Annotated in this window: 19 protein-coding genes; 9 read left to right on the forward strand and 10 right to left on the reverse strand. The window is 63.5% G+C overall.

The features are described from left to right. Nucleotides 1-233 precede the first annotated feature (233 nt). A complete protein-coding gene (locus tag AC1DCF_RS00900) occupies nt 234-1,265 on the reverse strand; it encodes an alpha/beta fold hydrolase (protein WP_477209372.1) in 1,032 nt (343 codons plus the stop codon). 214 nt (nt 1,266-1,479) lie between these two features. On the opposite strand from AC1DCF_RS00900, the gene AC1DCF_RS00905 reads away from it, so the two are divergent. The 3 genes from AC1DCF_RS00905 (at nt 1,480) to AC1DCF_RS00915 (ending at nt 4,555) form a co-directional block, all read left to right on the forward strand. After that, the gene (locus tag AC1DCF_RS00905) at nt 1,480-1,938 is read left to right on the forward strand and encodes a hypothetical protein (RefSeq protein WP_477209373.1); all 459 of its coding nucleotides are present in this window, start codon (nt 1,480-1,482) and stop codon (nt 1,936-1,938) included. A 140-nt stretch (nt 1,939-2,078) separates the two neighbouring features. Further along, on the forward strand, nt 2,079-3,734 hold the full coding sequence (locus tag AC1DCF_RS00910) for an ABC1 kinase family protein (RefSeq protein WP_477209374.1): 1,656 nt from the start codon (nt 2,079-2,081) through the stop codon (nt 3,732-3,734). Nucleotides 3,735-4,009: 275 nt separating this feature from the next. After that, nucleotides 4,010-4,555 (forward strand): flavodoxin family protein, encoded by a 546-nt coding sequence (locus AC1DCF_RS00915; RefSeq protein ID WP_477209375.1) that lies wholly within the window; start codon nt 4,010-4,012, stop codon nt 4,553-4,555. Here AC1DCF_RS00915 and mgtA read toward each other — a convergent pair. Beyond that, the gene (mgtA, locus tag AC1DCF_RS00920) at nt 4,532-7,228 is read right to left on the reverse strand and encodes a magnesium-translocating P-type ATPase (protein WP_477209376.1); all 2,697 of its coding nucleotides are present in this window, start codon (nt 7,226-7,228) and stop codon (nt 4,532-4,534) included. The two genes, AC1DCF_RS00915 and mgtA, sit on opposite strands and share 24 nt — an antisense overlap. 139 nt (nt 7,229-7,367) lie before the next feature. On the opposite strand from mgtA, the gene AC1DCF_RS00925 reads away from it, so the two are divergent. Further along, nucleotides 7,368-7,457, forward strand: coding sequence for a universal stress protein (locus tag AC1DCF_RS00925; RefSeq protein WP_477209377.1), 90 nt, complete (start codon nt 7,368-7,370; stop codon nt 7,455-7,457). Nucleotides 7,458-7,820: 363 nt separating this feature from the next. Here AC1DCF_RS00925 and AC1DCF_RS00930 read toward each other — a convergent pair whose 3' ends face one another. The 7 genes from AC1DCF_RS00930 to lpdA form a co-directional block, all read right to left on the reverse strand. Beyond that, the gene (locus AC1DCF_RS00930) at nt 7,821-8,807 is read right to left on the reverse strand and encodes a type II asparaginase (protein ID WP_477209378.1); all 987 of its coding nucleotides are present in this window, start codon (nt 8,805-8,807) and stop codon (nt 7,821-7,823) included. Nucleotides 8,808-8,909: 102 nt separating this feature from the next. Next, nucleotides 8,910-10,088, reverse strand: a complete 1,179-nt coding sequence (locus tag AC1DCF_RS00935; protein WP_477209379.1) for a peptidoglycan-binding domain-containing protein — start codon at nt 10,086-10,088, stop codon at nt 8,910-8,912. A gap of 267 nt (nt 10,089-10,355) precedes the next feature. Then, the gene (locus AC1DCF_RS00940; protein WP_477209380.1) at nt 10,356-10,727 is read right to left on the reverse strand and encodes a hypothetical protein; all 372 of its coding nucleotides are present in this window, start codon (nt 10,725-10,727) and stop codon (nt 10,356-10,358) included. A 64-nt stretch (nt 10,728-10,791) separates the two neighbouring features. Further along, the gene (locus AC1DCF_RS00945) at nt 10,792-12,138 is read right to left on the reverse strand and encodes a M1 family metallopeptidase (RefSeq protein WP_477209381.1); all 1,347 of its coding nucleotides are present in this window, start codon (nt 12,136-12,138) and stop codon (nt 10,792-10,794) included. Continuing rightward, complete coding sequence (locus AC1DCF_RS00950; protein WP_477209382.1) at nt 12,138-16,100, reverse strand: Pls/PosA family non-ribosomal peptide synthetase; 3,963 nt, start codon at nt 16,098-16,100, stop codon at nt 12,138-12,140. Before AC1DCF_RS00950 ends, AC1DCF_RS00945 begins: the two co-directional genes overlap by 1 nt. A gap of 103 nt (nt 16,101-16,203) precedes the next feature. Then, nucleotides 16,204-16,788 carry a hypothetical protein gene (locus AC1DCF_RS00955; RefSeq protein ID WP_477209383.1) on the reverse strand — a complete coding sequence of 195 codons (585 nt, stop codon included), beginning with the start codon at nt 16,786-16,788 and terminating at the stop codon, nt 16,204-16,206. Nucleotides 16,789-16,973: 185 nt separating this feature from the next. Continuing rightward, nucleotides 16,974-18,377, reverse strand: a complete 1,404-nt coding sequence (gene lpdA / locus AC1DCF_RS00960; protein WP_477209813.1) for a dihydrolipoyl dehydrogenase — start codon at nt 18,375-18,377, stop codon at nt 16,974-16,976. 433 nt (nt 18,378-18,810) lie between these two features. On the opposite strand from lpdA, the gene AC1DCF_RS00965 reads away from it, so the two are divergent. The 3 genes from AC1DCF_RS00965 (at nt 18,811) to AC1DCF_RS00975 (ending at nt 21,521) form a co-directional block, all read left to right on the forward strand. Then, nucleotides 18,811-19,806, forward strand: coding sequence for an NADP-dependent oxidoreductase (locus AC1DCF_RS00965; protein ID WP_477209384.1), 996 nt, complete (start codon nt 18,811-18,813; stop codon nt 19,804-19,806). Nucleotides 19,807-19,864: 58 nt separating this feature from the next. Continuing rightward, nucleotides 19,865-20,725, forward strand: coding sequence for an alpha/beta fold hydrolase (locus AC1DCF_RS00970; RefSeq protein ID WP_477209385.1), 861 nt, complete (start codon nt 19,865-19,867; stop codon nt 20,723-20,725). 193 nt (nt 20,726-20,918) lie between these two features. Then, entirely contained in the window at nt 20,919-21,521 is a 603-nt protein-coding gene (locus AC1DCF_RS00975) for a TetR/AcrR family transcriptional regulator (RefSeq protein ID WP_477209386.1), read from the forward strand. A 268-nt stretch (nt 21,522-21,789) separates the two neighbouring features. On the opposite strand, the gene AC1DCF_RS00980 is transcribed toward AC1DCF_RS00975, so the two are convergent. Further along, nucleotides 21,790-23,250 carry an APC family permease gene (locus AC1DCF_RS00980; protein WP_477209387.1) on the reverse strand — a complete coding sequence of 487 codons (1,461 nt, stop codon included), beginning with the start codon at nt 23,248-23,250 and terminating at the stop codon, nt 21,790-21,792. Nucleotides 23,251-23,641: 391 nt separating this feature from the next. Between AC1DCF_RS00980 and pdxR the strand changes: the two genes are divergently transcribed. Both pdxR and AC1DCF_RS00990 read left to right on the forward strand, forming a co-directional pair. Beyond that, the gene (pdxR, locus tag AC1DCF_RS00985; RefSeq protein ID WP_477209388.1) at nt 23,642-25,090 is read left to right on the forward strand and encodes a MocR-like pyridoxine biosynthesis transcription factor PdxR; all 1,449 of its coding nucleotides are present in this window, start codon (nt 23,642-23,644) and stop codon (nt 25,088-25,090) included. A 143-nt stretch (nt 25,091-25,233) separates the two neighbouring features. Further along, nucleotides 25,234-25,842 (forward strand): pyridoxamine 5'-phosphate oxidase family protein, encoded by a 609-nt coding sequence (locus tag AC1DCF_RS00990; protein WP_477209814.1) that lies wholly within the window; start codon nt 25,234-25,236, stop codon nt 25,840-25,842. Nucleotides 25,843-25,869: the final 27 nt, after the last annotated feature.

Genomic DNA, 25,869 nt, shown 5'->3' on the forward strand with positions numbered 1-25,869 from the left:
GTAGCGATTTTGCGGCGGTAGCTCTGGGGAATCGTGATGGCGACGGCGGGTGCTTTGCCACTCGATGTATGGGTCTATATGTGTTGGTCCATCACCCGGAAGAACGCGGCGTTGAACCGGCCGCGGCCGGCGTGCAGCTCGAACCCGGTCGCAGAGGAGGAGGTACTGGTGAAGATTTTGTTCATGTCACCAGCGTGCACGACGCCATCCGCGCGGTCAGGCGTAGAACTACCTCAGTTCGCCGCTCCTGGCCGATCCCGCTCGGCGGCATACCACGCAGCAATCTGGGCCCGCGACCGAAAGCCCAGGCGCAGACGGATCCGCTCGACATGACCTTCAGCGGACCGTTCGTCGATGCCCAGACGCGCGGCAATCTCGCGGTTCGTGCATCCCTCACTTACTAACGCCGCAACCTCGCCTTGGCGGGCCGTCAGCATTCGGGCGCCGCGCCGCGCCGCGCGCAGGCCGAGGAACCGCCGGACCGTCGCCACGAGCACGTGCGCATCGCCCTCGTAAGGCAGGTGGGAGCGGCCGGGCAGCACCACGAGCTGCGCACCGGCGATACCGTCCGCGAGCGCTGTGGCCTGCTCGAGGGGAGCGGCTCGATCGTGGTCCCGGTGCACCACCAAGGTCGGGGTGTGCACCTGAGGAAGAAGGTCTCTGATGTCGAGCTCGTAGCTCAGCGCCAGTAGTGCCCGCGCCGTGGCGGCGGTCGAGCAGGCCCGTTGGTAGCGACCGAATTCCTTGCGCGACGTGGCATCCGCGTCGGGCGCGAAGATGTCGGTGAGCACGTCGGAGCCGAGCCCCCAATGCGACTCGATCAGTCCGAGGACGTGTTCCCGCGCGCTGGGCGGGGAAATGTCTGCGCCGGACACCCAGCCGCCGTAAAGCACCAGCCGACGCACGGTGTCCGGATGCGCCGCTGCCCACGCCACTGCGACCAGCGCACCCATAGACGTGCCGACCAGGTCGAAGGGCTCTGAACCGAGCGTCGCCACGACAGCGGCAAGCTGATCGAGCTCGTATTCCATCGACGGCGGCCGGGTCAATGGTGCCGACAACCCACATCCGGCGCGGTCGTAGCGCACGAGCCGGCAGCCCTGCGCCAGGCTCTCGTAGAACCCCCGCTCTTCAGGCAGATCCCAGCTCAGCTGCAGATGACTGAGCCAGCCCGCGACGTACACGACCGGCCGGCCAACGCCGATCGAGGCATACGCGACGTCGGTGCCGTCGGTCGTCGTCACTCGGGCGATGTCCTGCTGCACGCCTCCATTCTGATCGCAAGTCCCGCGGATCTGCAGATACCCGTTCGAAGTCCGTTGTCCAGTTCGTCCTAGGAATCGCCGTATGCAAACTCGCGCGTTTCACCGGGACGCAACTGGACCGCCATTCCGCCCCCTCGACTCTACGCAGGCCCGATTTGGTGGGAGAGTGCAATCATCCATTCGAAACTGCGTCTTAACAGGAAGGACCGCGACCATGGCTGCCTCCGTCTCCACTCGGCTCATGTCCGGCGTCCTCTTCGGGTTGTTGCTCTTCGGCGCGGTCTCATCGTTCGCCGGTGCGGTGTTGGCCTTCAACGCCGAGAGCATCGGCGTCCCTCTGGAATTTCTGGCGAAGACGCCGCTCACCTCTTTCATCGTGCCCGGTCTCATTTTGGGAATCATCGTCGGTGGAACGCAGTTGACGGCCGCGATCGCGCTGTCGACGCGTCGCCCTTCGGCGATGCTGTGGGGTGCCGTCGCCGGGTTCGGGATGCTGATTTGGATTTTCGTCGAAATGGCAATCATCGAGACGTACTCGTGGCTGCAGAGCCTCTACTTCGGCCTCGGCCTGCTGGAGCTGGTCCTCGTGCTGGCGCTACTGGGCATCGCGCCGGCACTTGTCTCCCCCTGGCACCCCAGACAGCGGCGGGACCACGGGCGCGAGAACGCTTGATTCCCCAGAGCCGCCGTTCATCGCGACGCGACGATCTGTCCAGCACGCCCGTGACGGCTGCTCAGGAGCTTTGGTGACGGTCGCCTCCGAGCCGAATAGGCTGTGGCCAGAAGCGAACCGTCCAACGAGAGGGGACGTCCGTGGCATCGTTCAACCACATGGACCGGTATCGTCAGGTCGCTCGGATCCTGGCAAAGCATGGGCTGAGTTTCCTCATCGGCGGGCTGGGGCTTGAGAGGTGGATTGCTGCGGTGGACGCAGCTCCCGGCCACGCCGCAACCCACGTGGCGCATCCCGAGCACGTGCGCGCAGCGCTCGAGGAACTCGGTCCGACGTTCATCAAGCTGGGACAACTGCTGTCGACCAGGTCCGACCTGCTCCCGCCTGAGTATGTCGTCGAGCTCTCCAAGCTGCAGGATGGTGCCCCACCGGTGCCCAGCGCGGTCGTGCTTGAGGTGATTAGAGCGGAGCTCGGGGCCTCCGCCGGGGAGTTGTTCGCTGAGTTCGATGAGAAACCCCTGGCCAGCGCCTCGATCGGCCAGGCTCATGCCGCGGTATTGAACGACGGAACCAGGGTTGTGGTGAAAGTACGTCGACCGGGTGCACTGGGGCAGATTCACGAGGACTTGGAGATCCTCCAGAACCTCGCATCCCAGGCAACAGCTCGATGGGAATACGCCGCCGACTATGACCTCATCGGTCTTGTCGACCAGTTTGCCGCGTCCATCCGTGCCGAACTCGATTATCTGAAGGAAGCGAGGAACGCCGAACGTTTCGCCGAGAACTTCCGCGGCAGCGAGATCCATATCCCCCGGGTCTTCTGGAGTACCACCACGTCGAGGGTGCTCACTTTGCAGCGGATCACTGGGGTCAAGGTCGACGACCTCCCTGCGATCGATGGCGCAGGGATCTCTCGATCGCAGATCGTCACGCGGGCGGTGGATGCCATCGCCCAAATGGTCTTCGTTGACGGCTTCTTCCATGCAGACCCTCACCCGGGGAATCTGTTCATCGAAGCCGATGGACGGATCGGCCTGATCGATTTTGGCATGGTTGGCGAAATCGGAAATGAGCTGCGTGATCACCTTGTCGCCCTCTTAGCAGCTCTGTCGAAGGACGATCCGGAACAGATCGCGTTCGCCCTCATCCCGCTCACATCGACGGGCACGCGAATCGACCGCCCTCGGCTGCGGAGAGACGTTGCCCATTTCATGACCCTGTACCAGGGAAAGGAGTTGGGAGATCTGGAAATCGGTCCTTTGATCGTCGAGCTGCTGGCCGTTCTACGCCGCCACAGACTCCAGCTCGACCCGCAGCTTGTCATGCTCGTGCGGATGCTGTCCATGGTCGAAGGCATGGGGGCGCGACTGGACCCCACATTCAATCTCGGGGTAGCGATCCGGCCGTATGCAATACGTTTCGCTTCCGAGCAATTCTCAGCGCGGGCGATTGCGGCCAGAGCTGCCCAGGTCGGCCGTCAGTTTGCCGCGATCGGGCTGGACCTACCCGAGAAACTTCGAACCTTGGTCGACTCGATCGGACCGAATGGCATCGAGATCCATATCGACGCCGCGGAGCTTGATCCGCTGGTGGGTCGGCTTGAAAGAATTGGGAACAGATTGGTCGCCGCGACTATTGTTTCCGCGCTCATCGGAGGAATCGGGCAACTCACCACCAGATCCGATTCACGGTGGCGCGCCTGGGGCGGCCCGCTGATGAGCGCGGGACTCGGCGCAGTCAGCACCCTCGGCGCTTACCTCGCACTAACTGCACGCCGCCACCGACGCCGCCCGTAGTGAACGAAGGTACCGGTGGAGCTGCGCACCGGTGTACCTGGGGCACCCACTGCGCCCGTCGGAGATCGGTGCCGCTGTCGCCCTGGCCCCTGTGGGGGGACTTCTGGCCCTGTCGCGCGCAATCCTCAAAGCAGAGGCTGGAGATCAACATGTGAATGGAGCGCACGCGGCAGCTTCGACTCGCGACACCGCTCCCGAGGACAGCACAGATGAGCGCAGGATAGAGAGGACAGCACAGATGAGTGCAGGATAGAGAGGATAGAGAGGACAGCATTATGAAAGCCGTCATTGTCTACGAGTCGATGTTCGGTACGACCCGCGAAGTAGCCCAGGCGCTGGCCGACGGGCTGCGCTCTGCAGCATCCGGTACCACCGTCACGGTGATCAATGTCAACGAGGCGGGCGAAAGCATCGCCGCGGGCGCCGACGTTCTGATCGTTGGCGGCCCCACCCACATTCACGGCATGAGCCGCCCAGAATCACGGGCCGAAGCAGTGACATGGGCAGATGATGCCGATCGCACCCTCACTCTGGAGCCGGAGGCGCCGGGCATCGGCGTGCGCGAGTGGCTGGAGTCGCTAGCGGAATCGACTGGCGCGCGTGGTGCAGCATTCGATACCCGCGCGGATTTCCCCCGTATCCTCAGCGGCGCGGCGTCGAATGCCATCCACAAGGCGCTCAGTAAGCACGGCTACACCGAGGTCGTTCCCAGCGAGAGTTTTCTCGTAACCAAAGACGAGCCGCTCGAAGAAGGCGAGCGAGCCCGGGCTCAGGCGTGGGGGCAACGGATTGCTTCGTCACTGATGGGGCCTCCGCATTGAACCGGTTCGTATTCCGCGGCCCACACCGTCGCTCTTACTGCCCTGCCCGGCGGAACGGACGGCCTGCGCTGCGCTAAATCGCGCCGCGCGCCGGCTGACATGATGAACGTGACTGCGCGGCCGCGGCAGCGCTGCCGGCTGCTGGGCGGCCTGGGCAAAGAACCACTGCTTCGCAAACTCAACGACGACCAGGTAGATGACGATCATCCCCAGCACGGCCAGGAAGAAGGGCGCGGGAAGGGGGTCGAAACCCAGCACCCCGGCCAGCGGTGAGAGCGGAAGATAGACCCCGATTGCCACAACGCCGAGCGACGCCGCGATCAGGCCGGTGGACGGGCGGCTGCGAAAGAAAGGCACGCGCCGGGTTCTGATCGCGAAAATGATGAGGGTCTGCGTCGCGATCGACTCGATGAACCAGCCAGCCCGAAACTCTCCGGGGACGGCGTCGAAGACGAAGATCATCAAACCGAAGGTCGCAAAATCGAAGATGGAACTGATCGGTCCGAACAGAAGCATGAAACGCCGAATGAACCCGATATCCCAATGCGAGGGCGCACGGAGCTGCTCGGGGTCGACCCGGTCGCCGGGAATCGCCAGTTGTCCGGCGTCGTAGAGCAGATTGTTCAAGAGAATCTGTCCGGGCAGCATGGGCAAGAAGCTCAAGAAGACGGATGCCACCGCCGCGCTGAACATGTTGCCGAAGTTGCTCGAGGTGCCCATCAGCACGTACTTAATGGTGTTCGCGAAGATGCGGCGCCCCTCCATCACTCCATCGGCGAGAACTCCGAGATCTTTGTCGAGGAGTACGACGTCCGCTGCATCCTTCGCGATATCGGTGGCGCTGTCCACCGAGATTCCGATATCGGCAGAGTGCAGCGCCAGGGCATCGTTGACACCGTCTCCGAGAAAGCCGACGGCCCCGCCGTTTTGACGCAAGAGCCTAATGAGCCGCGCCTTCTGCTCGGGTGTGACCCGGGCGAAAATGCTCGCGTTGCGCGCGGCGATGCCGAGTTCGACATCTGACAATGCGTCGATCTCGGTGCCCGTCAGCGTGCCGCCCGACACCAGTCCGAGGTCGACACACACTTTTTCGGCCACGCGAGCGTTGTCGCCGGTGGCGATCTTCACCGTGATGCCGAGTGAAGACAGTCGCTCGAGCGAGGTCCGCGCATCTGCCTTCGGCCGGTCGAGAAAGATCAGAAAACCGGCCAGAACCAAGTCTCGTTCGTCGGCTGGTGTGATGGCCGAGAGATCGGGTGCCGCCCTCGTCGCGACGGCGATGACGCGAGAACCGGCATCGAACTGTGCGTCGAGCAGTGATTGCGCCTCGGGCGGCGTGCCGACGCACCGTCTCAGGACGTCTTCGGGTGAGCCTTTGGTGATCAGGCGGGCTGCTCCCCCTTTCTCGCGCACCAGGGCACTGGTCATGCGGCGTTGGTGATCGAAGGGGATCATATCGAGTCGTTCGAAGTCGGAGGCGACGAAAGCAACGCCCGCCGGCGAGTCCCACAGCGCGGCGTCTAGCGGATTGGAGCCGACCGTCGACACGACGCCCTGGGAGAAGTCGATCTCCGTGGCCAAGAGTCCCAGACGAGCAAGATCGTCACCGGTCAGGTCGGGGCTGATCGGTTCAGCAGATGTATAGCTGATGCGCCCCTCAGTGAGGGTGCCGGTCTTGTCGGTGACCAGCACATCCATGTCACCCAGGTCTTCGATGCAGACCAGTCGCTTCACCAGCACCTTGTGGCGCGCCAACTGGCGGGCACCGGTTGCGAGACTCGTGCTGACGATGGCTGGAAGCAGCTGCGGTGTGATCCCGACTGCGATTGCGAGGGAGAACAGCAACGATTCGATCAGCGGCCGGTGAAGCAACAGATTGGCGATGAAAATCAGGGAGGTCAAAGCGATCGCCACCTGGAGAAGGAGCACCGAGAATTTCTTCAGCCCGAGTTGGAATTCGGTCTCCGGTTGGCGTTCGCCGAGTCCCAATGCAATCCGACCGAATTCGGCAAACCCGGCGGTGGCAACCACAACACCGGTGCCCGAACCGGATTGCACGACAGTGCCCATCAGGAGACAGGAGGTCAAGTCGCCCAGCGACGAATCCTCGGCAACGGGCTCAGGACTCTTGCTCACCGGCAGCGCTTCGCCGGTCAGGATGCTCTCGTCACACTGCAGATCGTCGCTGTGCACCAGGCGGATGTCTGCGGGAACGATGGCGCCCAGACTTACGCGCACGACATCGCCCGGGACAAGTTCAACGATGTTGATCTCGACCGGGACGGCATCCCGGACCACCACCACCCGGTGTGTCACCCGCGAATGCAGTGATTCTGCCGCCCGTTCCGCGCGGAACTCATTGACGAACCCAAGCCCGATGCTGGCGATGAGGATCACGCCGATCACGATCGAGTTCGCCACGTCCCCCAGAAACAGCGACAACCCGGCGGTGATGATCAAAAGGATCAGTATGGGACTCTTGAGTTGACGGCCCAATACCGACAATGCCTTGGCCTTGTGCGTGCGAACTGCGTTCGGGCCGAACGTGGCAAGCCGTTCCGCGGCGACCGATTGGCTGAGGCCACCCTCCCCCGATTCCAGTTGGTGCACGACCTGCTCCACGGGTTGCCGCGCCGCGGCAGCGATCGAACCTTGAATCTGCGCGTCAGGCAACAGGTGAAGCCTCCGTCCCAAGGTAGGAACACTGATCGTACGCCGTGCCGATGATTCTGACCGTCACATTCGCTGATCTCCGAAGCCCTGATCGACGCCGCGAAGAACGCGACTGAGTTGGTTATCGGGAAACCACGGATTGCGCGGAATCGGCCGATTCGCACTCGGATCGACCAGCCATGCAGTGCTCCGGGACATTCCCGCGCCCACTCTCGTCGTCCGGTCATAGCTCCACCACGGTCCGGAGCGGTTGACGACTAGTGAGCCCGAAGTGCAGCACTACGGGCAGCGAAACCGGTCGCTATTGCCGAGATCACCACAGTGATCACTGCACCGAGGAGGATTGCGGCATCTTCTCCCGGCGCGAGCATCCTGGTTTTGAAGGCCCAGGGTGACCGCAGCCACAGGCACCCCCGGCTGACCGGCCGAAGCCACTGCCCACCGCAGCCAGGACTAGCCCGAGTCCCCCGACAGGGAATCCTGCGGTGCCTTTCACAATGCGCGTCCGAAGAACTCAGTGAGCTGGTCCATCGAACCGCCTCGCACACGCCCGCGATCATCCGAGGCTCCAACTTGCCCCTCGGATTCCTGCCTAGTAACGGTAGAACGCGTCTTGAATATGACCGCGCTGTAAGCCACGCGCTAGACAGAGCTGGAGAAGCACGCGGCTCTTCTGTGGATTGAGCTGGTCCGACGCCACGAGCCCCAAACCGTCATCGTCCAGCTCGATGTTGCGCCCGACATCGCCGCTGCTGACGCGCGAACTGCGAACAACGATCACGCCACTGCTGGCAACGTCGGCCAGGGCCTGCGCCACATCCGTGGGGACGTTTCCGTTCCCCACCCCCGCGACGACAATTCCCTGGGCACCGAGAGAGGCGCTTGCACGCACCAGATCCGCCGGCATGTTGGCGTGAGCGTGCAAAATATCCACGCGAGGCAGGGCGACTCCGCCGTCCACGGAGAACTCAGAGTCGGTGGTATGTGGATGCATGGGGTAACGGAAATAGCGAATGCGACCATAGCTTGCGGTCCCCAGTAATCCCGGGCCAGGAGAAACGAACGTCTGCACATCGGTGGTGCTCGACTTCGTGACGTCCCGCGCGCTATGGAGATCGTCATTGATGGCGACGATAGCGCCGCGCCCCCGAGCTTGTGGATCCGCCGCCACGCTCACCGCGTTGAACAAATTGAGTGGACCATCCGGACTCAACGAAGTGGCAGGACGCATCGACCCTGTGAGCACAACCGGGCGCTCCGACTTCACGACCAGATGGAGAAAGAACCCCGTCTCCTCGGCGGTATCCGTGCCATGGGTGATGACAATACCGTCGGCCTCATTCGCCGAGAAGAGCGCGTTAATTCTCGCTGCGAGCTTGAGCCACAGACCGTCATTCATGTCCTGACTGCCCACTTGGGAAAACTGTTCGCCCGTCAGTGCGGCCACACTCCGGAGGCCGTGCACGCCATCGATCAACGCGTTGACGCCCAGTCCGCCCGAGCGGTATCCCGGATCGACAGGGGACGGAGCCGTGCCCGCTATCGTTCCGCCCGTCGCAAGAATGTGCACTCTGGACATCGAAACTCCTGTCAACTCGCGGGCGACTTGATCTCCCCCGCTATCCGGACATCGAACGCGGAGAGCCGTAGCGCCTGATTTTCAAGCCTGGCAGGCACGGTTCTACGGTTCCTCGGAGCTCGACGGCGTCGGCGCTGGGCTCTCGGGCACTGGGCTCTCGGGCACTGGGCTTGCGGGCGATTCCGGCTGGTTGAGCTCCGCGATCGCCTTCTGAAACGCGCTGATCGTGGCCGCATCCACAGCGCCGGTCGGCTCGACACCCAACTTTGACTGGAACGCCTTGACTGCCTCAGTCAGCTCGGATGTCCAGATGCCGTCCACCGCTCCGGGCCAGAAGCCGACGAGCTTCAGAGACTGCTGGACGGCGGCTGTCGATACCAGGGATTCTTGAGCGGCCGCCCCGCCGAGCGCGAGGAGTTCGACATGCAGAGCGTCGGCGGTCGCCTTGTCGACCGTCCCCGTCACCGGTAGCCCGTTCGCCTGTTGCAGCGCTTCGACCGATGCGACCGTCGCCGGCCCATACACGCCGTCGACCTCACCGTCGTAATATCCGGTGTCGGCAAGGTCCTGTTGCAGCGCTGCCGTATATGTACTTGCGGCTGCCTCGGCCTCCAGCGCCTGCTGATCGGTGACGCATCCGGCATCGACAACGAGACGCAACCAGGCCAACTCCAGGGCGACGGCCGCGGCGTTAAACTGCTCGGACGCGACCGCCAACGCTGTCTGCTCGGTGATCGAGCCTTGTGCAGTAGCGAACTCCGACTCAGCCTGTTTGACCCGGTCGACGGTCGCGCTGGGCGGAAGTGGGCTCGTTGTCGGTTGTGTCGTGCCAGCACCGGCGTCACTCGGCGAGCCCGACGGGCCCGCCGTGGCCTGTTCCAGTGCCGCGCGAGCCTCAGTCAATTCCTGTTCCGCAAGGACGAGATCCTGGTGGGCTGCGACGGCTTGTTCGGCACCATCGAGGGCACTATCGCGGGGCTTGGCGAGGTCGGTGCCTGCCTCCCTGACATCGCCGACGGTGGGCGCGGTGTCGTTCAGCACGTCGCCATACCGATCGAGGGCGACTACGTAGGTTTTGCTCGCCTCACAGAACGTCTCCGACGCAGCTGCGAACTCCGCCTCGGCGTCATTCACCGCCTTCTCCTTGAGGGAGACCTGCGCCTGGGCGCGATCAACACTGCTGACTTCACCTGTGCAACCAGCGAGCCCGACCACCGCGAAGGCGATCCCCACCGCAGCGGCTGCCCGAAGCCCCCACGCCGACTCAGAGACGATCATCATCCGTAGCCTCCAATGCAAACCGCGTCACGGCCCATCATGGTCGCTTCGCGCACGTTGCGCCACCAAGCCGCGGGTTCCGTGCGATGGCGCGAGAATAGGTGGGTGGGCACCCTTCAACTCAGCACCGACAGCTGGATGCGCTGGGCTGAGCCCGCTGCCCTGGTCGGTGATGAGACGCGAGCGATCGGGCTTCTCTCGGCCGACGAGCGGTCGCGATATGCAACCACGCTCTCGGCATCGGCCAGAGAGCGCTTGCTCTGGGGCCGTCTACTCCTGCGCGAACTGGTCGCCGAGCAGATCGGGTGTCGTCCCGCCGAGGTCACGATCGACGCACGCTGCACCGACTGCGGCGGCCCTCACGGGCGACCCGTCGCGACCGGGCCGAGCGACGAAGCACGTGCGCTGTCGCTCAGCGTCTCCGCGTGCGCCGGAATGGTGCTCGTGGCGACAAGCCTGGGCAGACCGATCGGCATCGACGTCGAGCCATGCGCAGTCAGCGCCGGTCAACTCCAGGGGATCCGTCAGGTTGCCGGTGACACCGAGCATCCGCTTCGCCATTGGACCCGCATCGAGGCTGTGCTGAAAGCGGATGGCCGCGCCCTGCGGGTCGACCCCCGGCAGGTACGGGTGACCACACACGGAGCTGAGCTGGAAGGCACGCTGTATCGTTTCGCCGAACCAGACTTCGATCCACGATTCGTTCTCAGCTCGGCCTTTGGCCCGGCATACGCTCCGGGAGTGGGGGCAGCGCCCGGCTCAACAGCCAGGCGTCGAACAACCCGTCGAGCGGTCGATCGCTGTACCGGCCCGCATGCGCACGGAAGTCATCCGAATTGACCGGGGTTGCGGAACCGTTCTTCGTCGCCCACTCGCGCAGCATCGTGAAGAACGGTTGCTCGCCGAGCATGGTACGCAGTGCATGGAGAGTGAGCGCGCCCCGTTTGTAGATGCGGTCGTCGAACATGTTGACCGGTCCGGGATCACCGAGCAGGATGTCCTGCGGCCCAGTCATGAGCTGTGCGTGGAATCCCCGGGCAAGCACCTCCGCAGTTTCTTTGCCGGAGTGCTCAGACCAGAGCCATTCGGCGTAGCACGCGAAACCCTCATTGAGCCAGATGTGCTGCCAGCCAGCGAGGCCCACGCTGTTGCCGAACCATTGGTGGGCGAGCTCGTGCGCGAAGAGCCGCTCCTCGCCACCGAAACCGTCGACGTGGTTAGCGCCGAAGATCGCCATCGACTGCGCTTCGAGCGGGATTTCGAGATCATCGGAGGTGACGACGGCGGTGTAGGTGCCAAAGGGATACGCCCCGAAGACGCTCTCGAAATAGCCCATCATCGCGGGCAAAAGGGCGAAGTCGGTGCGCACACGGGCCTGCAGCTGTTTCGGGTAGGCGAGCCGAGCAGGCACGGCGCCGAGTTGCACCTCGTCGACCGTGTAGCGGCCGATCTGCACGGTCGCCAAGTAGGTCGACGTTGGTTCGACCTGTTCGTACAGCCAGGTGCCCCGACCCGATGCCACGGTGTGGGCGGTGAGCACGCCGTTGCAGATCACGGTGTATGCCTGCTCGGTGGTTACCCGGATGCTGTATCGCGCCCTGTCGGCCGGGTGATCGTTGCAGGGGAACCAGCTCGGCGACCCGGTGGGTTGGGAGGCGACGATCACACCGTCGGTGAGTTCCTCCCAGCCGACGAGCCCCCATTTGCTTCGCCGTGGCGCCGGTGAGCCGGAATACTCGACGACAACCGTGAAAGCCGTACCGGCGGGGATGGGCAGTAGCGGCACGACGGTCAGTTTGCCAGTGGACTGAGCCCGAACCGCCCGTTGGCCGTCGACCGACACCCGGGATACCTGCAACCGGCTCAGGTCCAGGGTGAACCGGCTCAGCTCCTGATTGCTGACGGCACTGATCGTCGCCACGGCCTCCAGCCGGTTCGTCGCCGTTTTGTACTGCAGATCGAGCCCGTAGTGGTCTACCTGGTAGCCGCGGTTGCCGCTGGCCGGAACATAGGGGTCATGCGCCGTGCTCGCACCGATGCCGACCGTCGTCATCAGATGGCCGCGGCGTGGTAGTCGCGCGTGGTCACATCCCGCCACGGGCCGATCGGATTGCCGCTCCAGCGGCTCCCCTGCGGAACGACTTCTCCGCGCATGACAAGGGATGCCGGGCCGATCGTGGCATGCGCCCCGATGCGCGCGGCGGGAAGGATGACGCTGTGCGGGCCGAGAGTGGCGCCCTCATCGAGGGTGACGGTGTCCATGCTCATGATTCGATCATGAAAAAGGTGAGTCTGCACAACACAGCCCCGATTCACCGTGGCGCCGTCGTGCAATGTCGCGAGATCTGGTTCGGGCAACCAGTAGGTTTCGCACCAGACGCCACGCCCGATCGTGGTTCCCATGCTCCTCAGCCACCAGACCAGGGCGGGCGTGCCCACGGTCGCGTTCGCAAACCACGGCGCGGCGACCATTTCGACGAACACGTCGGAGACTTCGGTGCGCCACACGAATGAAGACCAGAGCGGATGCTCCACGGCTTTCATGCGACCCACCAGCGCCCACTTCGCGATCGTGGTGGTTGCCGCGGCGGCGGCGCCCGCCACGAGCATGACGAAACCACCTAGCAATATGGTCGGCCAAATGCCGGCCAGGTCGATCAGCGCCGCGATGCCGACGAGCACACCCAGGCCGATCCCGGCCGTGACGAGCACCGGGATGATCCGGGTGAGCTCCCAGAGGCTGCGTGCGACACGCAGGCGCGCAGGCGGGTGGAACGTGAGACTGTCGTCTGATGCCGCCACCGTTCGACGCAGTCGCACCGCCGGCGATCCCAGCCACGACGAACCAGGCTTGGATTTCGGCGGCGCCGACGAGAGCACCGCGATGAGGCCGTCCCTCGGCACCTTGTGGCCTGCAGGCACGATGCCGGAGTTTCCGATGAAGGCGCGTTCGCCGATGTCGATCGCGGCGATCCGCAACCATCCGCCGCCAAGCTCGTACGGCGCGATCATTGTGTCGTCGGCGAGGAAAGTGCCGTCGCGCACGGTCGTCATCGATGGGACAAGGAGCACCGTGGATGCTTCGACATCGCGGCCGACTTTCGCTCCGAGCATCCGCAACCAGACCGGTGTGAACAGGCTGGAGTAGAGCGGGAACAGCAGTGTCCGGCTCAGGTCAAGCAGGCGTTCGATCGTCCAGACCTGCCATCCCGTGCGGCTGCGCACCGGGTAGGTGCCCTCGCGCACGGCGAGTCCGAGGAGCCGCACGAGAATGACGACGAGCCCGGCCATGACGACGCCGGACAGCAGCGTGGCCGGCACGAGCATCCCGAAGGCGCGGATTGCAGCCTCGGCCAGCGACGCCGAATCGCGGATCGCTACAGCGATGAGCACGAACCCCGCCAGAAATGACAGCACGGGAATTGCTGCGATGGCGACCGCTGAGAGGCCGAAGGCCGCGACCCACCGGGTCTTGCGAGGGGGGCGCTCCCCCGGCCACCATGCCCGGACTTTGCCGATGCGTTGCGCCGGCGATCCCGCCCACAATTGTGCGGAGGGCACGCGGCCGAAGACGGCAGAGCCGGGCGCGATCTCCGCACCGCGACCGATTTTGGTGCCGGGAAGCAGGGTGCTGCGTGCTCCGACTGTGCTGTTCGCTCCGATCCGGATCTCGCCGATCCGCACGGCGTCGCCGTCGATCCAGTATCCGGCGAGATCCACCTCCGGTTCGATCGCCGCCCCCGCTCCGATCCGGAGCATCCCTGTGACCGGCGGGAGGGTGTGAAGGTCGACATCCGGTCCGATCGTGGCGCCGAGCGCCTTGGCGTAGTAGCTGATCCACGGCGCACCGGACAGATTCACCGCCCCGATCTGTTCGGCGACCTGTTCCGCCAGCCACAGGCGAAGATGCACCCCGCCCCCGCGTGGATAGTCGCCGGGGCGCAGCCCAGCCAGCAGCATCCGTGCAGCCACGACGGAGATGGCCATGCGTCCGAACGGCGTGGCACAGACGATGAGCGCGGGAATCAGCGCCCACCACGGCGCCGTCGGCAGCACCTCGAATCCGCCCACCCCGTGCAAGACGGTTCCCACGACCAAGACGTAGAGCAGCCAGCGCACCCCGGCGAGCATCTGAAGTGGGATCGACAGAACTGTCTGCAGAACCTGCATGCGGCGCGGCGTCGGCGTCACCCGGTGGTACTCCCGAGGCGCGACCGGAATCTCCGGGAGACGCGCGTCGAGTTCATCGGCCATAGCTCCGAGCCGCGGGTGCGAGTAGATGTCGGCGACGGTGAATCCGGGATCGTGCTGTCGGATGCTGCTCACCAGCTGGGCCGCGGCGAGGGAACCGCCGCCAAGGTCGAAAAAATTCGCGTCGACGTCGGTCACCGGGACGCCGAGGACGGTCTCCCACTGCGCAGAAAGCCGGGCCTGCATCGGGGTGAGTTCCGATTTCTCGCCGTCGGCGTCGACACCGGGCAGCGGCCACGGTAGCGCGCTCTTGTCGACCTTGCCTGACGTGCGGGTCGGCAATTGGTCGACCTCGGCCAGCAAGGGAATGAGGGCAGCGGGAAGCTCCTCGCGCAGTCGGGCCAAAGCCAGTCCACGGTGCAGAACGGCACCGTCCGCCATCGCGACGTAGCCGACAAGAACCTGGTTCCCGGCCTGCGTGTCGCGCAGCGCGACAGCCGCAGCTGCCACGCCGTCGAGCAGCTGAAGGGCCGACTCGATCTCGCCGAGTTCGATCCTTCGGCCGCCGACTTTCACCTGGTCGTCGACGCGCCCCTGAAAGATGAGGCCCTCGGCTTCGTTGCGAACGAGGTCGCCGCTCCGGTAAGCCCTGGTCCAGCCCAGTTCCGGGTGCGGGGCGTACTTCTCCGCGTCCTTCACTGGGTCGAGGTATCGCCCCAACCCGACCCCGCCGATGATGAGTTCCCCCACCATGCCTTCCGCCACCTGCTCCCCGTCGGGGTCCACGACGGCGAGGTCCCAGCCGTCGAGAGGTAGTCCGATTCGAATCGGCGCGCGTCCATCGAGCAGAGCAGCGCAGGCAACGACCGTTGCCTCGGTCGGACCGTAGGTGTTCCACACCTCTCGTCCGTCCACGGCGAGCCGCTCGACGAGTTCGGGCGGGCAGGCTTCCCCGCCGAAGATCAGCAGGCGCACGTTCTCGAGGGACTCCTGCGGCCACAGCGCCGCGAGCGTCGGCACCGTCGAGACGACGGTGATGCCTCGGGCCGTGAGCCAAGGCCCGAGGTCCATTCCCGTGCGCACCAAGGCGCGCGGGGCAGGCACGAGACAGGCGCCGCTCCCCCACGCCAGCCACATCTCTTCACACGAGGCATCGAATGCGACCGACAGACCGGCCATCAGTCGGTCGCCCGGACCGAGCGGTTCGTCTCGGAGGAACAGCCGGCTTTCAGCATCGACGAACGCCGCCGCGGATCGGTGGCTGACGGCGACGCCCTTGGGGCGCCCGGTTGACCCGGACGTGAAGATGATCCAGGCGTCGTCCTCCGGCCGGGGCGGGTCGACAATTGGATGACTGTGGGTGCTCGCATGCGGCGGGTGCGAGTCGAAGAGTGGGTCGTTCGCGCCTCGTTCTTCGCCACTTCTCACTGCAACGAAGGTGCCGCCCGTAGTGATCACACCGCTGACGCCTGCGTCTCCGAAGACCAGGTCGGCTCGTTCCTGAGGGTCGTCTGCGTCGACGGGCACGTAGGCTGCCCCGGCAGCGAGAACCGCAAGGATTGAGATGTACAGCTCGGACGATCCTGACGGCATTCGAATACCCACCCGGTCACCGCGGCGCACGCCTTCGGCGAGGAGACGACCCGCGGCGTGCACGACCCGCGCCATGAGTTCGCGGTAGCTGAGAGAGCCGTTCGCATCTTCGATGGCAGAGGCTTCCGGATGTCGCGCGGTCGTGTCACGCAGGATGTCGAGCAAGGTACGCGGCGGCGCAGCCTGATCGCCGCGCAGCAACACGAGTTGCCGCGTATCCACATGCGTCACATTGCTTCCTGTCTCTGGGCCCTCTTCCGGGCGATAGCTCGCCGGACGAATCCGCCACGATAGCCCGGCCGGGTAACGGGCGGGTGAATAGAAGGGATGAGGCCTAGTGCTTGGCGAGGAAAGCGCTCAGGTCTGCCTTGTTCAGCCTCGAGAAGCCAGACAGGCCGGCCGCCTTCGCCTGGTCGCGCAGCTGCGCCAATGTGGGTTCAGGTATCACCGGCGTGGAGGGCGCGCCCACCGGCGACGGGGAGTCGGCCGCTGCGGGTTCCGCGGCTGTGAGCGATACAGCGGAGCTGACCGTGCCACTGGCAGTCACGGATCGGGTGGTTTTGTTCGCGGCCCTGTCTTTCTTCGCTGGCGTCGTGGGCTTAACCTTCTTCGATGGCTTGGCCACCTCAGACGACTTGGCCACCTTTGACGGCTTGGCCACCTTCGACGGCTTGGCCACCTTCGCCGGCTTGGCCACCTTCGCCGGCTTGCTTTCCTTGACGGTTTTCCCGCTCTCGCCCGGCTTAAGCACAGTACGAGATTTCTCCACGCCCTTCTGCAACGTACGCTCAAGAGCGGCGGCTTCCTTGCGGGTGAACTTGTCCGCCTTCTTCGCCGCCTTGACGGCGGCCTCGATTGCCGTGCGGGCCTGGGCAATTGCAGCCTGTGCGTGCTTCTCGTGCTTCGCCCGGTTTGCCATGTCGTCTCTCCTCTTCGTCACGATGACGGGTCTGTAACCCGATCATGGCATCCGCGTGGTGACAAAGTGCGACTTCACCGGCATATTTCGCCACGGGATCAACGCGGTGATGTGAAGATGTTCGTGCGAGACGACCGCGACGAGGTGCGATTACTCGCGAAAAGCCGGTTGTGCTAGCAGCGACATCAGAGGTTGATCATGTGTCCGATCAGGCCGTGGAATCCTTCTTGAAGCGCTTCACCGAGGGTGGGATGGGTGTGCACATTGCGGGCGAGTTCGGTTGCAGTGAGGTCCCACTTCTGTGCGAGGGTGAGCTCAGGGAGGAGTTCGGCGACATCGGCACCGATCATGTGCGCGCCAAGGAGTTCCCCATACTGGGCGTCCGCGATGAGCTTGACGAAACCGCCCGGCTCCCCGAGTCCCTGGGCTTTGCCGTTGGCGGTAAAGGGGAACTTGGCGACCGTGATGGTGTGTCCTTCGTCGCGGGCTTGCTGTTCGGTCAGGCCGAAGGAGGCGACCTGGGGCTGGCTGAAGGTGGCGCGCGGCATCATCCGGTAGTCGCCCAAGGGCATTGTTTCAGCTCCCGCGATGGCCTCGGCGGCGACGACGCCCTGGGCTTCGGCGACGTGTGCGAGCTGGAGTTTCGCGGTGACGTCGCCGATGGCATAGAGGTGCGGCACGTTCGTGCGCATGTATTCATCGATGCCGATCGCTCCATGTTCGGTGAGGTCGACGCCAGTGGTTTCGAGCCCGAAGCCGGCCGTGCGGGGGGCGAATCCGACTGACATGAGCACCTTGTCGGTACGGATGCTCGAGCGCACGCCATTCGCGTCGGCGTAAGCGACGGTGACGGATGTGCCGTCGTCCTCGATGGATTCGACCTTGGTGGAGGTGAGGATGTCGATGCCGAGCTTCTTGTACTGGCGGGTGATCTCTTTCGATACCTCGGCATCCTCGTTGGGCAGTGCCCGGTCGAGGTATTCGATGATGGCGACCTTGACGCCATAGTTCACCAGGACGTATGCGAACTCCATGCCGATCGCACCGGCACCCACGATCACGATGGATTCCGGTAGTTCCCTGGAGAGGATCTGCTCCTCATAGGTCACGATGTTCTCGCTGACTTCGACGCCGGGCAGGAGGCGGACGGTGGATCCGGTGGCGATGATGGCGTCGTCGAAGGTAACGGCCTGCGTGCCGCCACTGGTGAGGGTCACCTCGATGGTCTGAGGGTCGGTGAAGGTACCGTGGCCGTCGATCTCGGTGATGGCATTCTTCTTCATCAGGAAATGCACGCCTTTGACTCGCCCGTCGGCGACGGTGCGGCTGCGTTCGAAGGCGGCTCCATAGTCGAAAGTGACGTCGCCGCGGATACCGAACAGGTCGGCCTCATGCTGGAAGATGTGGGCGAGTTCTGCGTTGCGCAACAGTGCTTTGGAAGGGATGCAGCCGACGTTCAAGCACACTCCGCCCCAATATTGCTTTTCGATCACGGCAACGGTCTTGCCGAGTTGGGCTGCGCGGATAGCGGCAACATAGCCGCCGGGGCCGGCGCCGAGGATGACGATGTCAAAGTGGGTGGTGCTCATTGTGGTGCTCCGTTCTGAGTGTTCGCGCCTCTGCGGGGCGGATGGCTGAGCCGTTTCGTTCTGCACCATGATCAACAACTCTGCCTTCGTTGACGCGTGCAGGTAAAGGGTGCCGTTGGCCACGTCGGCGACGTCGGCGATCTGCTGGGTAGCCACTCCCCCGACGCCTCAGGCCGTGATCAGTTCCCGAGCGGCCGTCATGATGCGGTCCCGCTTGTCCTTTCTGGCGCATTCGCGCCGCCCGTGGAGATTCGTATTTCATTCATGTCGACCTCCCTTGACAAATATTATGAGTCCACTCAGAATTGAGCATAGTCGGATTGAATGGATGGGCGAGACCTGCGACGACGCGTATGTCGATTCCGCCCGCGACTTTCTGGGTCGCTGACACCCACACTTTTGCCACAACAGCTAGATAGGGAAGAACAACACCATGCGAGCATTTGTCCTCGAGAAGTACACCGGTCCGCTCCACGAAGCGGATATCCCTGAGCCGACCGTCGGCGACCGGGATGTCCTCGTGCGGGTGGTCGCTGCGGGTCTGAATCAGTTGGATGAGAAGCTGCGGGCCGGCGAGTTCAAACAGATTCTCCCCTACAAGCTCCCCCTCACTCTCGGCCACGACGTCGCAGGCATCGTCATGCAGGTCGGGGCACAAGTGCGCGCCTTCAAGCCCGGCGACCAGGTCTATGGGCGAACCCGCGACGGCCGAACCGGCACCTTCGCCGAACGCATCGCGGTCGACGAGTCGGACCTTGCACCGCAGCCCGAAACCATCGATGCAGTGGAGGCCGCTTCGCTCCCTTTGGTCGCCTTGACGGCATGGCAGGCGCTCGTCGAACGCGGCGACGTGCAACCCGGACAGAAAGTACTCATTCACGCCGGCGCCGGTGGACTCGGCTCGATCGCCATCCAGCTCGCCAAACACCTCGGCGCACACGTCTCGACCACCGCCAGTGGTTCTAACGCGGATTTCCTGCGCGAGCTCGGTGCCGACATCGTGATCGACTACCGCACCCAGGACTTCGAACAGGAACTCTCCGGCTACGATCTCGTGCTCGACAGCCTCGGCGGGGTGAACCTCGAGAAATCCCTCCGCACCTTGAAGCCCGGAGGGACAGCCATCGGAGTCTCCGGCCCCCCAGACCCCGCATTCGCCCGCAAGGCCGGCTTGAACCCGGTACTGCGCGTGGCCGTCACGGCCCTGAGCAGCAAAATCCGCAAGCACGCGAAAAAACTGGGCGTCAGCTACGAGTTCCTGTTCATGAGCGCCAGCGGCGACCAGTTGCGGGAGATCACCGCGCTCGTCGACGCCGGAGCCATCCGTCCTCTCGTCGGAAAGTCTTTTCCCTTCGATCAGACCCCGCAAGCGCTAACTGCCCTGGCTCGGGGCGGGTTCCGCGGCAAAGTCGTCGTCACCAACACCTGAGCAGCTCCCGCCGCTTCACGAACGTCCTCATCAACAACAACCACAAAGGACACCCATCATGAGCACCACCGACAACGAACCTGTCATCACGTCCTACGCGAAAGCCCCCGCCAAAACCATTACCGCCGGCGGCGTCACCTACGCTTACCGCGAGCTGGGGCCGAAGGGCGGTATTCCAGTCGTATTCTTCGTCCACCTCGCCGCCACCCTGGACAACTGGGACCCCCGCATCATCGACCCGATCGCCGCGAACCGTCACGTGATCACGTTCGACCAGCCCGGCGTCGGGGCATCCTCCGGCACCTTCCCCGACACCCTGGAACAAGCCGCGGACCAGGCCTACACATTCATCAGAGCCCTTGGCTACAACCTGATCGACATCTTCTCCTTCTCCATGGGCGGCATGATCGCCCAGGACCTCACCGTGAAACATCCGGAGCTGGTCCGCAAGCTCGTCCTCACCGGCACCGGGCCGCGCGGCGGGAAGGACATGGACAAAGTCGTCGGCACCACCTATTACGACATTCTGCGCGCCGCTCTGACTCGGTCGGACCCGAAGCAGTTTCTCTTCTTCAACCGGAATGCCACGGGTAAAGCGGCGGGGAAGGCGTTCATCGAACGTCTCAAAGAACGCCCTGTCGACCGGGACAAGCCGATCAAGACCAAGGCATTCCAGACCCAATTGAAAGCCATCCAACGGTTCGGCCGCGCCACGCCGTCGGATCTGTCGATCATCACCCAGCCGACGCTCGTCGCCAACGGCGACAACGACCGTATGGTTCCCTCGATTCTCTCCGAAGACCTGCACCAGCGGATCACAGGCAGTGAGCTGATCATCTACCCCGACTCCGGCCACGGCGGCATCTTCCAGTTCCACGAAAAGTTCGCCCCTATCGCCGTGAAGTTCCTCGCCCGGTAGCCACTCTCACCGTCACGCGAGGAAGGATCGATCATGAGCGAAACAACCATCACGACGAAAGACGCGCACCTAGGCCGGCCTTGAACTCATCTCGAGCCACCGTGAGAGAATGAGTCCAGGCACATCCGAGCCCAAACGACAGCGACTTCACTCATAACTAAGTACAGTCAGAGTTCATTCGAGGAGAGTCACCATGTCACTCGCAGCCCAGTCACTCGGTCGGCGCGAGCGGAACAAGCGGGCCAAGCTCGAACGCATCATTGCAGCAGCCAGTGAACTCTTCGCCGAACAGGGCGTCGATGAGGTCACCACCCAGCAGATCGCCGACAAGGCCGACATCGGCGCCGGCACCTTGTTCTTGTATGCCAAAACCAAGGGCGAGCTTTTGCTGCTCGTACAGAACACTCACTACGCCGCGGCGCTTGCCAAAGGCCAGGCTGATGCCGAGACGACGCCCGGTGTTCCCGACGCCATACTTGCGATCGTCAGGCCAATCGTGGAGTGCAACCGGGTCCAGGTCGACAACGGGCGCACCTACCTGCGCGAGATGGTCTTCGGAGATCCCAATGAGCCGCATCACGCCGAAGCCCTGAACATTGTCTCTCAGACAGAACAAGCCGTCACCGACATTCTCAGGCGCGACGAGGGCATCACCGAACTCGATGCCGCCACCCTTGCCCGTGTTGTCTCGTCGATCACGTACGTGACCATGGCCAGCGCCGTGACCGCGCACACCGGAGCCGAAGAGATTATCGAGAACATCCGCGGCCAGATCAGCGTGATCTTGCCCCGCTGATCCCAGTGGGACCGTCCGCACACGCGGCCCTAGTCGGGTTCACACTTCGTAGGTGAGGGAGGCGGAGACCCCCCGACTTCCGAAGTAGCTCAGGGGCTATTGCTGGGGCATGTGCCTGACTCCGGCCACCGCGCGGCATCGAAAATCCTGCAGCGAGACATCCCGATCGACGAGGTGTGGGCGGACAACTAGCGCGATGTCGAAGGGAAGCTGACGAGGAGAAACGTGACCCTCAGCAGCGCCGCTGCCGAGGGTCACGAGCCGAGGACTACGCCTCGAAGTCCTCGGGAACCTCGAGTGGGCGGCGCGTGTAATACGCGCGCGCCTTGGGGTAATAGACCACCATCGGCACGATGCCGAGCGCGATCAGGCCGATCCCCAGGATGTTGACGATCTGGGAATTGTTCGGGATCGAGCTGAAGAAGATGAAAATCATGAAGCCTGCGCCAATCAACGGCCACAGTCCGATGAAGATGAAGTTCTTCACCGACTTGAAAATCACCTTTCGGAATCCAATGACCACCGCGAGTCCGGCCAACGCGTAGTAGAAGGCAATCTGGAGCCCGATCGAGAGGATCGCATTCGAGAGGATTTCGCCGACGCTACCGAGAAAATTCGAGCCGATGAACAGCACGAGCGAAACGCCAATGATGACGACGGTCGCGAAGACCGGCGTCTTCCAGCGACGGTTGATTTTGCCGAAGGCGAACGGGATGGTGCGGTCGCGGCCCATCGCGAACAGGGTACGAGTGACCTGGATAAGCGTGGTCTCGAGGGTTGCGATGGTCGACAGGGCGACTGCGATGATCAGCAGCTTGCCGCCGATGCCCGGCCAGACGACGTCGCCGAGCACAGAGAGAATATTGGCACTGTTGTCTTCGATGGTCTTGGTCGGGAGCATGACAAGGGTCGCGATCGTGAAGATTTCGAAGAGGAGGAACACGATCACAACACCGATGATCCCCGCCGAGCCGGCCGACTTGTGGCCATCCTTGGTCTCTTCGTTCAGGTTGGCGGCAACATCCCACCCCCAGTAGTAGAAGGCGGCGATCAGGGCGGCTGCGACGAAGACGCCGGCTCCCGAGAGGTGCGAGAAGCCAAGCCAATCCCACGAGAAATTCGGACCGGCATGTGGGCTCGTCGATGCGCGGAAAATTGCGATGGCGGCGAAGACGACAAGGATGCCGACCTCAGCGATCGACATAATCCACTGCGCGCGTGCTGTGACGGTCACGCCGAAGATCACGCAGGCGGCCATGACGAGGAACCAGAGCGCGCCGACGCCGGTGATGAGGGGCACATTGTTCGCCTGCTCGGGCGCAAAGAGCGACACGGTCATGGCCCCGGCAGGAAGAGCGCCGGCGACCATGAAGATCGTTGCCGAGACCACGAGCGCCCAACCCGAGAGGAATCCGAGGATCGGGTGCAGGCCGCGGGCAACCCACGAGTAGGAGGCGCCCGCGTGGACGTCAACACGGCCGAGGTAAAGGAATGCCCACGCGATACCGAGCATTGGCAACCCGCACCAGAGCAGGGCACCCGGGGCACCGAGACCCGCGACACCCACGAGGGTCGCGGTGGTGGCGGCGATCGAGTAGGCGGGCGCACTGCCGGCTACGGCCATCACAATCGATCCAGCCGGGCTCACGCCATCGGCCTGCAGCTGGTGCTGTTCGTATTCGACCGCTCGCAGGTGCGAGGTCTCGGTCTCGAGGTTTTCATGCGTCATTGCATCTCCAAGTGTCGTTCGAGGGAATACGACAGATGGACGTTAGCACGTGCGACCGAAGATAAGAATACGAATTCCGTTGACAAGCCTCAACTATTCACCGGAATGCGTCGCCTATCGGGAAATTTGCCTCGAAAACCGAAGGTTGTATGGGTGTCGCGGGCTTACGAATGCGGCGCGAAACCGTGACACATATTGAGACGCCGACTCGTCTTGATCGCATCGCTCATTTACTCGCCTCTTGGTCGCGCCCTCACTTCGGCAGTGAGAATGATGCTCAAGTTCGGATTCGGCGGGGCTCGAATCCGCACTTACGGCAGAATGGCTCCTCGTTTCAGGCGAGATCGACTAGTGTCATCCAGACCAATCGACGAAACAATGAGAGTTGCGAATGGAACTGCTGCCGAACCTGACGGTCCAACGCAGTGCGTCGAATTCGCTGACAGATCAGCTTGTCCTCCAGATTCGATCCGCAATCCTCATCGGACGTCTGCTCGCCGGCGACGGCCTGCCCGCGTCGCGTCGTCTCGCAGCGTCGTTGGGGGTCTCGCGTTCCGTCGTGGTGGCCGCCTACGAACATCTCATCGGAGAGGGCTTCCTCGAGAGCGTGCAAGGATCGGGCACCCGAGTTTCAGCGGACTTGCCCGCCTGGCTCGGTCGTGTTCCGGACTCGGATTGTCCGACAGAGAACTCGGCATCCGTTGCCGCACGACACACCGACTACATCGATCTTCGCCCTGGTCGACCGTACGTTGCTCGGACCCCGCACCACGATTGGGTTCGAGCGCTGTCGCGCGCTGCTCGGATGCCGTGGCAGAGCGATTCGCCGCCTCCCCAGGGCGAGTTGCCGCTTCGGCGACTCCTCGCCGCGCATACTCGAATCTCACGTGGGATTCCGTGCTCCGCTGTCGACGTCATCCTGACCTCCGGCACCTCCGAAGCCCTAGTCCTCATCGGTCTGGCGCTCCGCCAACTCAGCACCTCCGGCGTGATCACCGTTGCAATCGAAGACCCGGGCTACCCGGAGGGTGCCGCCTCACTTGTGGCCACTGGCGCCCGCATCCACCCAGTCAGTGTCGGCGAGAACGGAATGAGGTGCAGAGACCTTCAGGAATTGAACGCTCGCATCCGCCTCGATGCGGTGATGCTAACCCCGAGCCATCAGTTTCCGCTCGGCGGACGGCTTCCTGCGAGCGAGCGACTCGCAATCCTGGATTGGGCTCACGCGCATGCCGTCATCGTCATCGAGGACGATTACGACAGCGAATTCCGTCATGCCGGCGCGGTGCTTCCTGCGGTCGCGTCGATGGATCCGTACGGCAACACAGTGTTTATTGCGAGCCTCAACAAGGTGCTCTCGCCCACGCTCCGGACCGGCATGATCGTTCTTCCGCAGAGCTCGAGCACACTGCGCACGGCATTGCTCGGCGCGCGTAACGCGATGGGATCCAGCGTGCCGGGATTCGCCCAAACCGCGCTCATCGAATTCTTAGAAGGCGGCGGATTCAAGCGGGCTGTGGCACGAATAGGTCGCGAGTATCGGCACCGCCGAAATGTGGTGCTCCGTGTGTTTCATGAGAATGGGATCGACGTTCAGGGAATCGACGGCGGCCTGCATGTCGTGGTGCCACTTACGGGTGAACTCTCGGAGGGCACAATCGTGGCCAATCTGCGCGAAATCGGAGTGCACGTGGAGGGAGTCGCTGAGCTAACAACGGGAACAGAGTCATCCGGGGCGCTCGTCATTGGCTACGGCGCGGAATCGATACCGCGCCTTGTCACCGGGATTGAGCAGGTCTGCAAAACCATACGAAAAGCGACCCACGAAATTGGTCTGTAGACCACAGTAGATTTTGGCCTTCACCAAGTGCCTCACTCATTCGACGATGGAGCGACCCGATTCCAGACAGCGGGCCAAGAAAGTGGAGCATGCCTCACCAACTTAATCCTGCGACGCTTCATCCGCGGCGCCTTCCGGAGCTCATGTCGACAGACCGAGATCTCCTTGATGAGCTGTTCGCTCGAACGGTTCTCGCTCACGTCGGGGTCATCGTCGGCGGGCGTGCTGTGGCCATGCCCACGGCGTTCGCGGTCGCCAACGACAAAATCGTGATTCACGGGTCAACTGGTTCGCGATGGATGCGGGCGATTCAAGAACAGGAAACCTCGGTCGCGATCACGCGTGTATCGGGCATCGTCGTCGCACGGTCCATGTTCGAATCATCGATCCTCTATCAGAGCGCGGTTCTATTCGGACGTTTCACACCCGTTGAACCCGATCAGCATGAGACGGTGCTGGCCAGCTTCACCGACCGGATACTCCCGGGTAGGTCACATGAAACACGGGCCTCCAAGCGGAAAGAACTCGCGGCGACATTGCTTTTGGAGATGCCCATCTCGGAATGGTCGCTGCGGATCTCCGACGGCATGCCGGACGATGACGTCGACGATGTTGCCTCATCAGCGTGGGGAGGCATCGTCACTTTCGACCACGTGAACGCCTCAGCGGCGCCTTCCCCTGATTTGAACCCCGGCATCGTGGTGCCGGACTCAGTGATCAAATTCTTGGAGGATCCACGAGGCATCATCTAGCCTCAGGGAAGAGTACGGCGTTGAAGA

This window comes from Leifsonia sp. 10L418, from assembly GCF_056395445.1.

Bases quoted from the DNA above. Each gene is read 5' to 3' on its own strand.
- pdxR (WP_477209388.1), top strand. From the start codon at position 23,642: ATGGAACTGCTGCCGAACCTGACGGTCCAACGCAGTGCGTCGAATTCG.
- AC1DCF_RS00980 (WP_477209387.1), bottom strand. From the start codon at position 23,250: ATGACGCATGAAAACCTCGAGACCGAGACCTCGCACCTGCGAGCGGTC.
- AC1DCF_RS00945 (WP_477209381.1), bottom strand. From the start codon at position 12,138: ATGACGACGGTCGGCATCGGTGCGAGCACGGCGCATGACCCCTATGTT.
- AC1DCF_RS00970 (WP_477209385.1), top strand. From the start codon at position 19,865: ATGAGCACCACCGACAACGAACCTGTCATCACGTCCTACGCGAAAGCC.
- AC1DCF_RS00915 (WP_477209375.1), top strand. From the start codon at position 4,010: ATGAAAGCCGTCATTGTCTACGAGTCGATGTTCGGTACGACCCGCGAA.
- AC1DCF_RS00990 (WP_477209814.1), top strand. From the start codon at position 25,234: ATGTCGACAGACCGAGATCTCCTTGATGAGCTGTTCGCTCGAACGGTT.
- AC1DCF_RS00935 (WP_477209379.1), bottom strand. From the start codon at position 10,088: ATGATGATCGTCTCTGAGTCGGCGTGGGGGCTTCGGGCAGCCGCTGCG.
- AC1DCF_RS00955 (WP_477209383.1), bottom strand. From the start codon at position 16,788: ATGGCAAACCGGGCGAAGCACGAGAAGCACGCACAGGCTGCAATTGCC.
- AC1DCF_RS00975 (WP_477209386.1), top strand. From the start codon at position 20,919: ATGTCACTCGCAGCCCAGTCACTCGGTCGGCGCGAGCGGAACAAGCGG.
- AC1DCF_RS00930 (WP_477209378.1), bottom strand. From the start codon at position 8,807: ATGTCCAGAGTGCACATTCTTGCGACGGGCGGAACGATAGCGGGCACG.
- AC1DCF_RS00965 (WP_477209384.1), top strand. From the start codon at position 18,811: ATGCGAGCATTTGTCCTCGAGAAGTACACCGGTCCGCTCCACGAAGCG.
- lpdA (WP_477209813.1), bottom strand. From the start codon at position 18,377: ATGAGCACCACCCACTTTGACATCGTCATCCTCGGCGCCGGCCCCGGC.
- AC1DCF_RS00905 (WP_477209373.1), top strand. From the start codon at position 1,480: ATGGCTGCCTCCGTCTCCACTCGGCTCATGTCCGGCGTCCTCTTCGGG.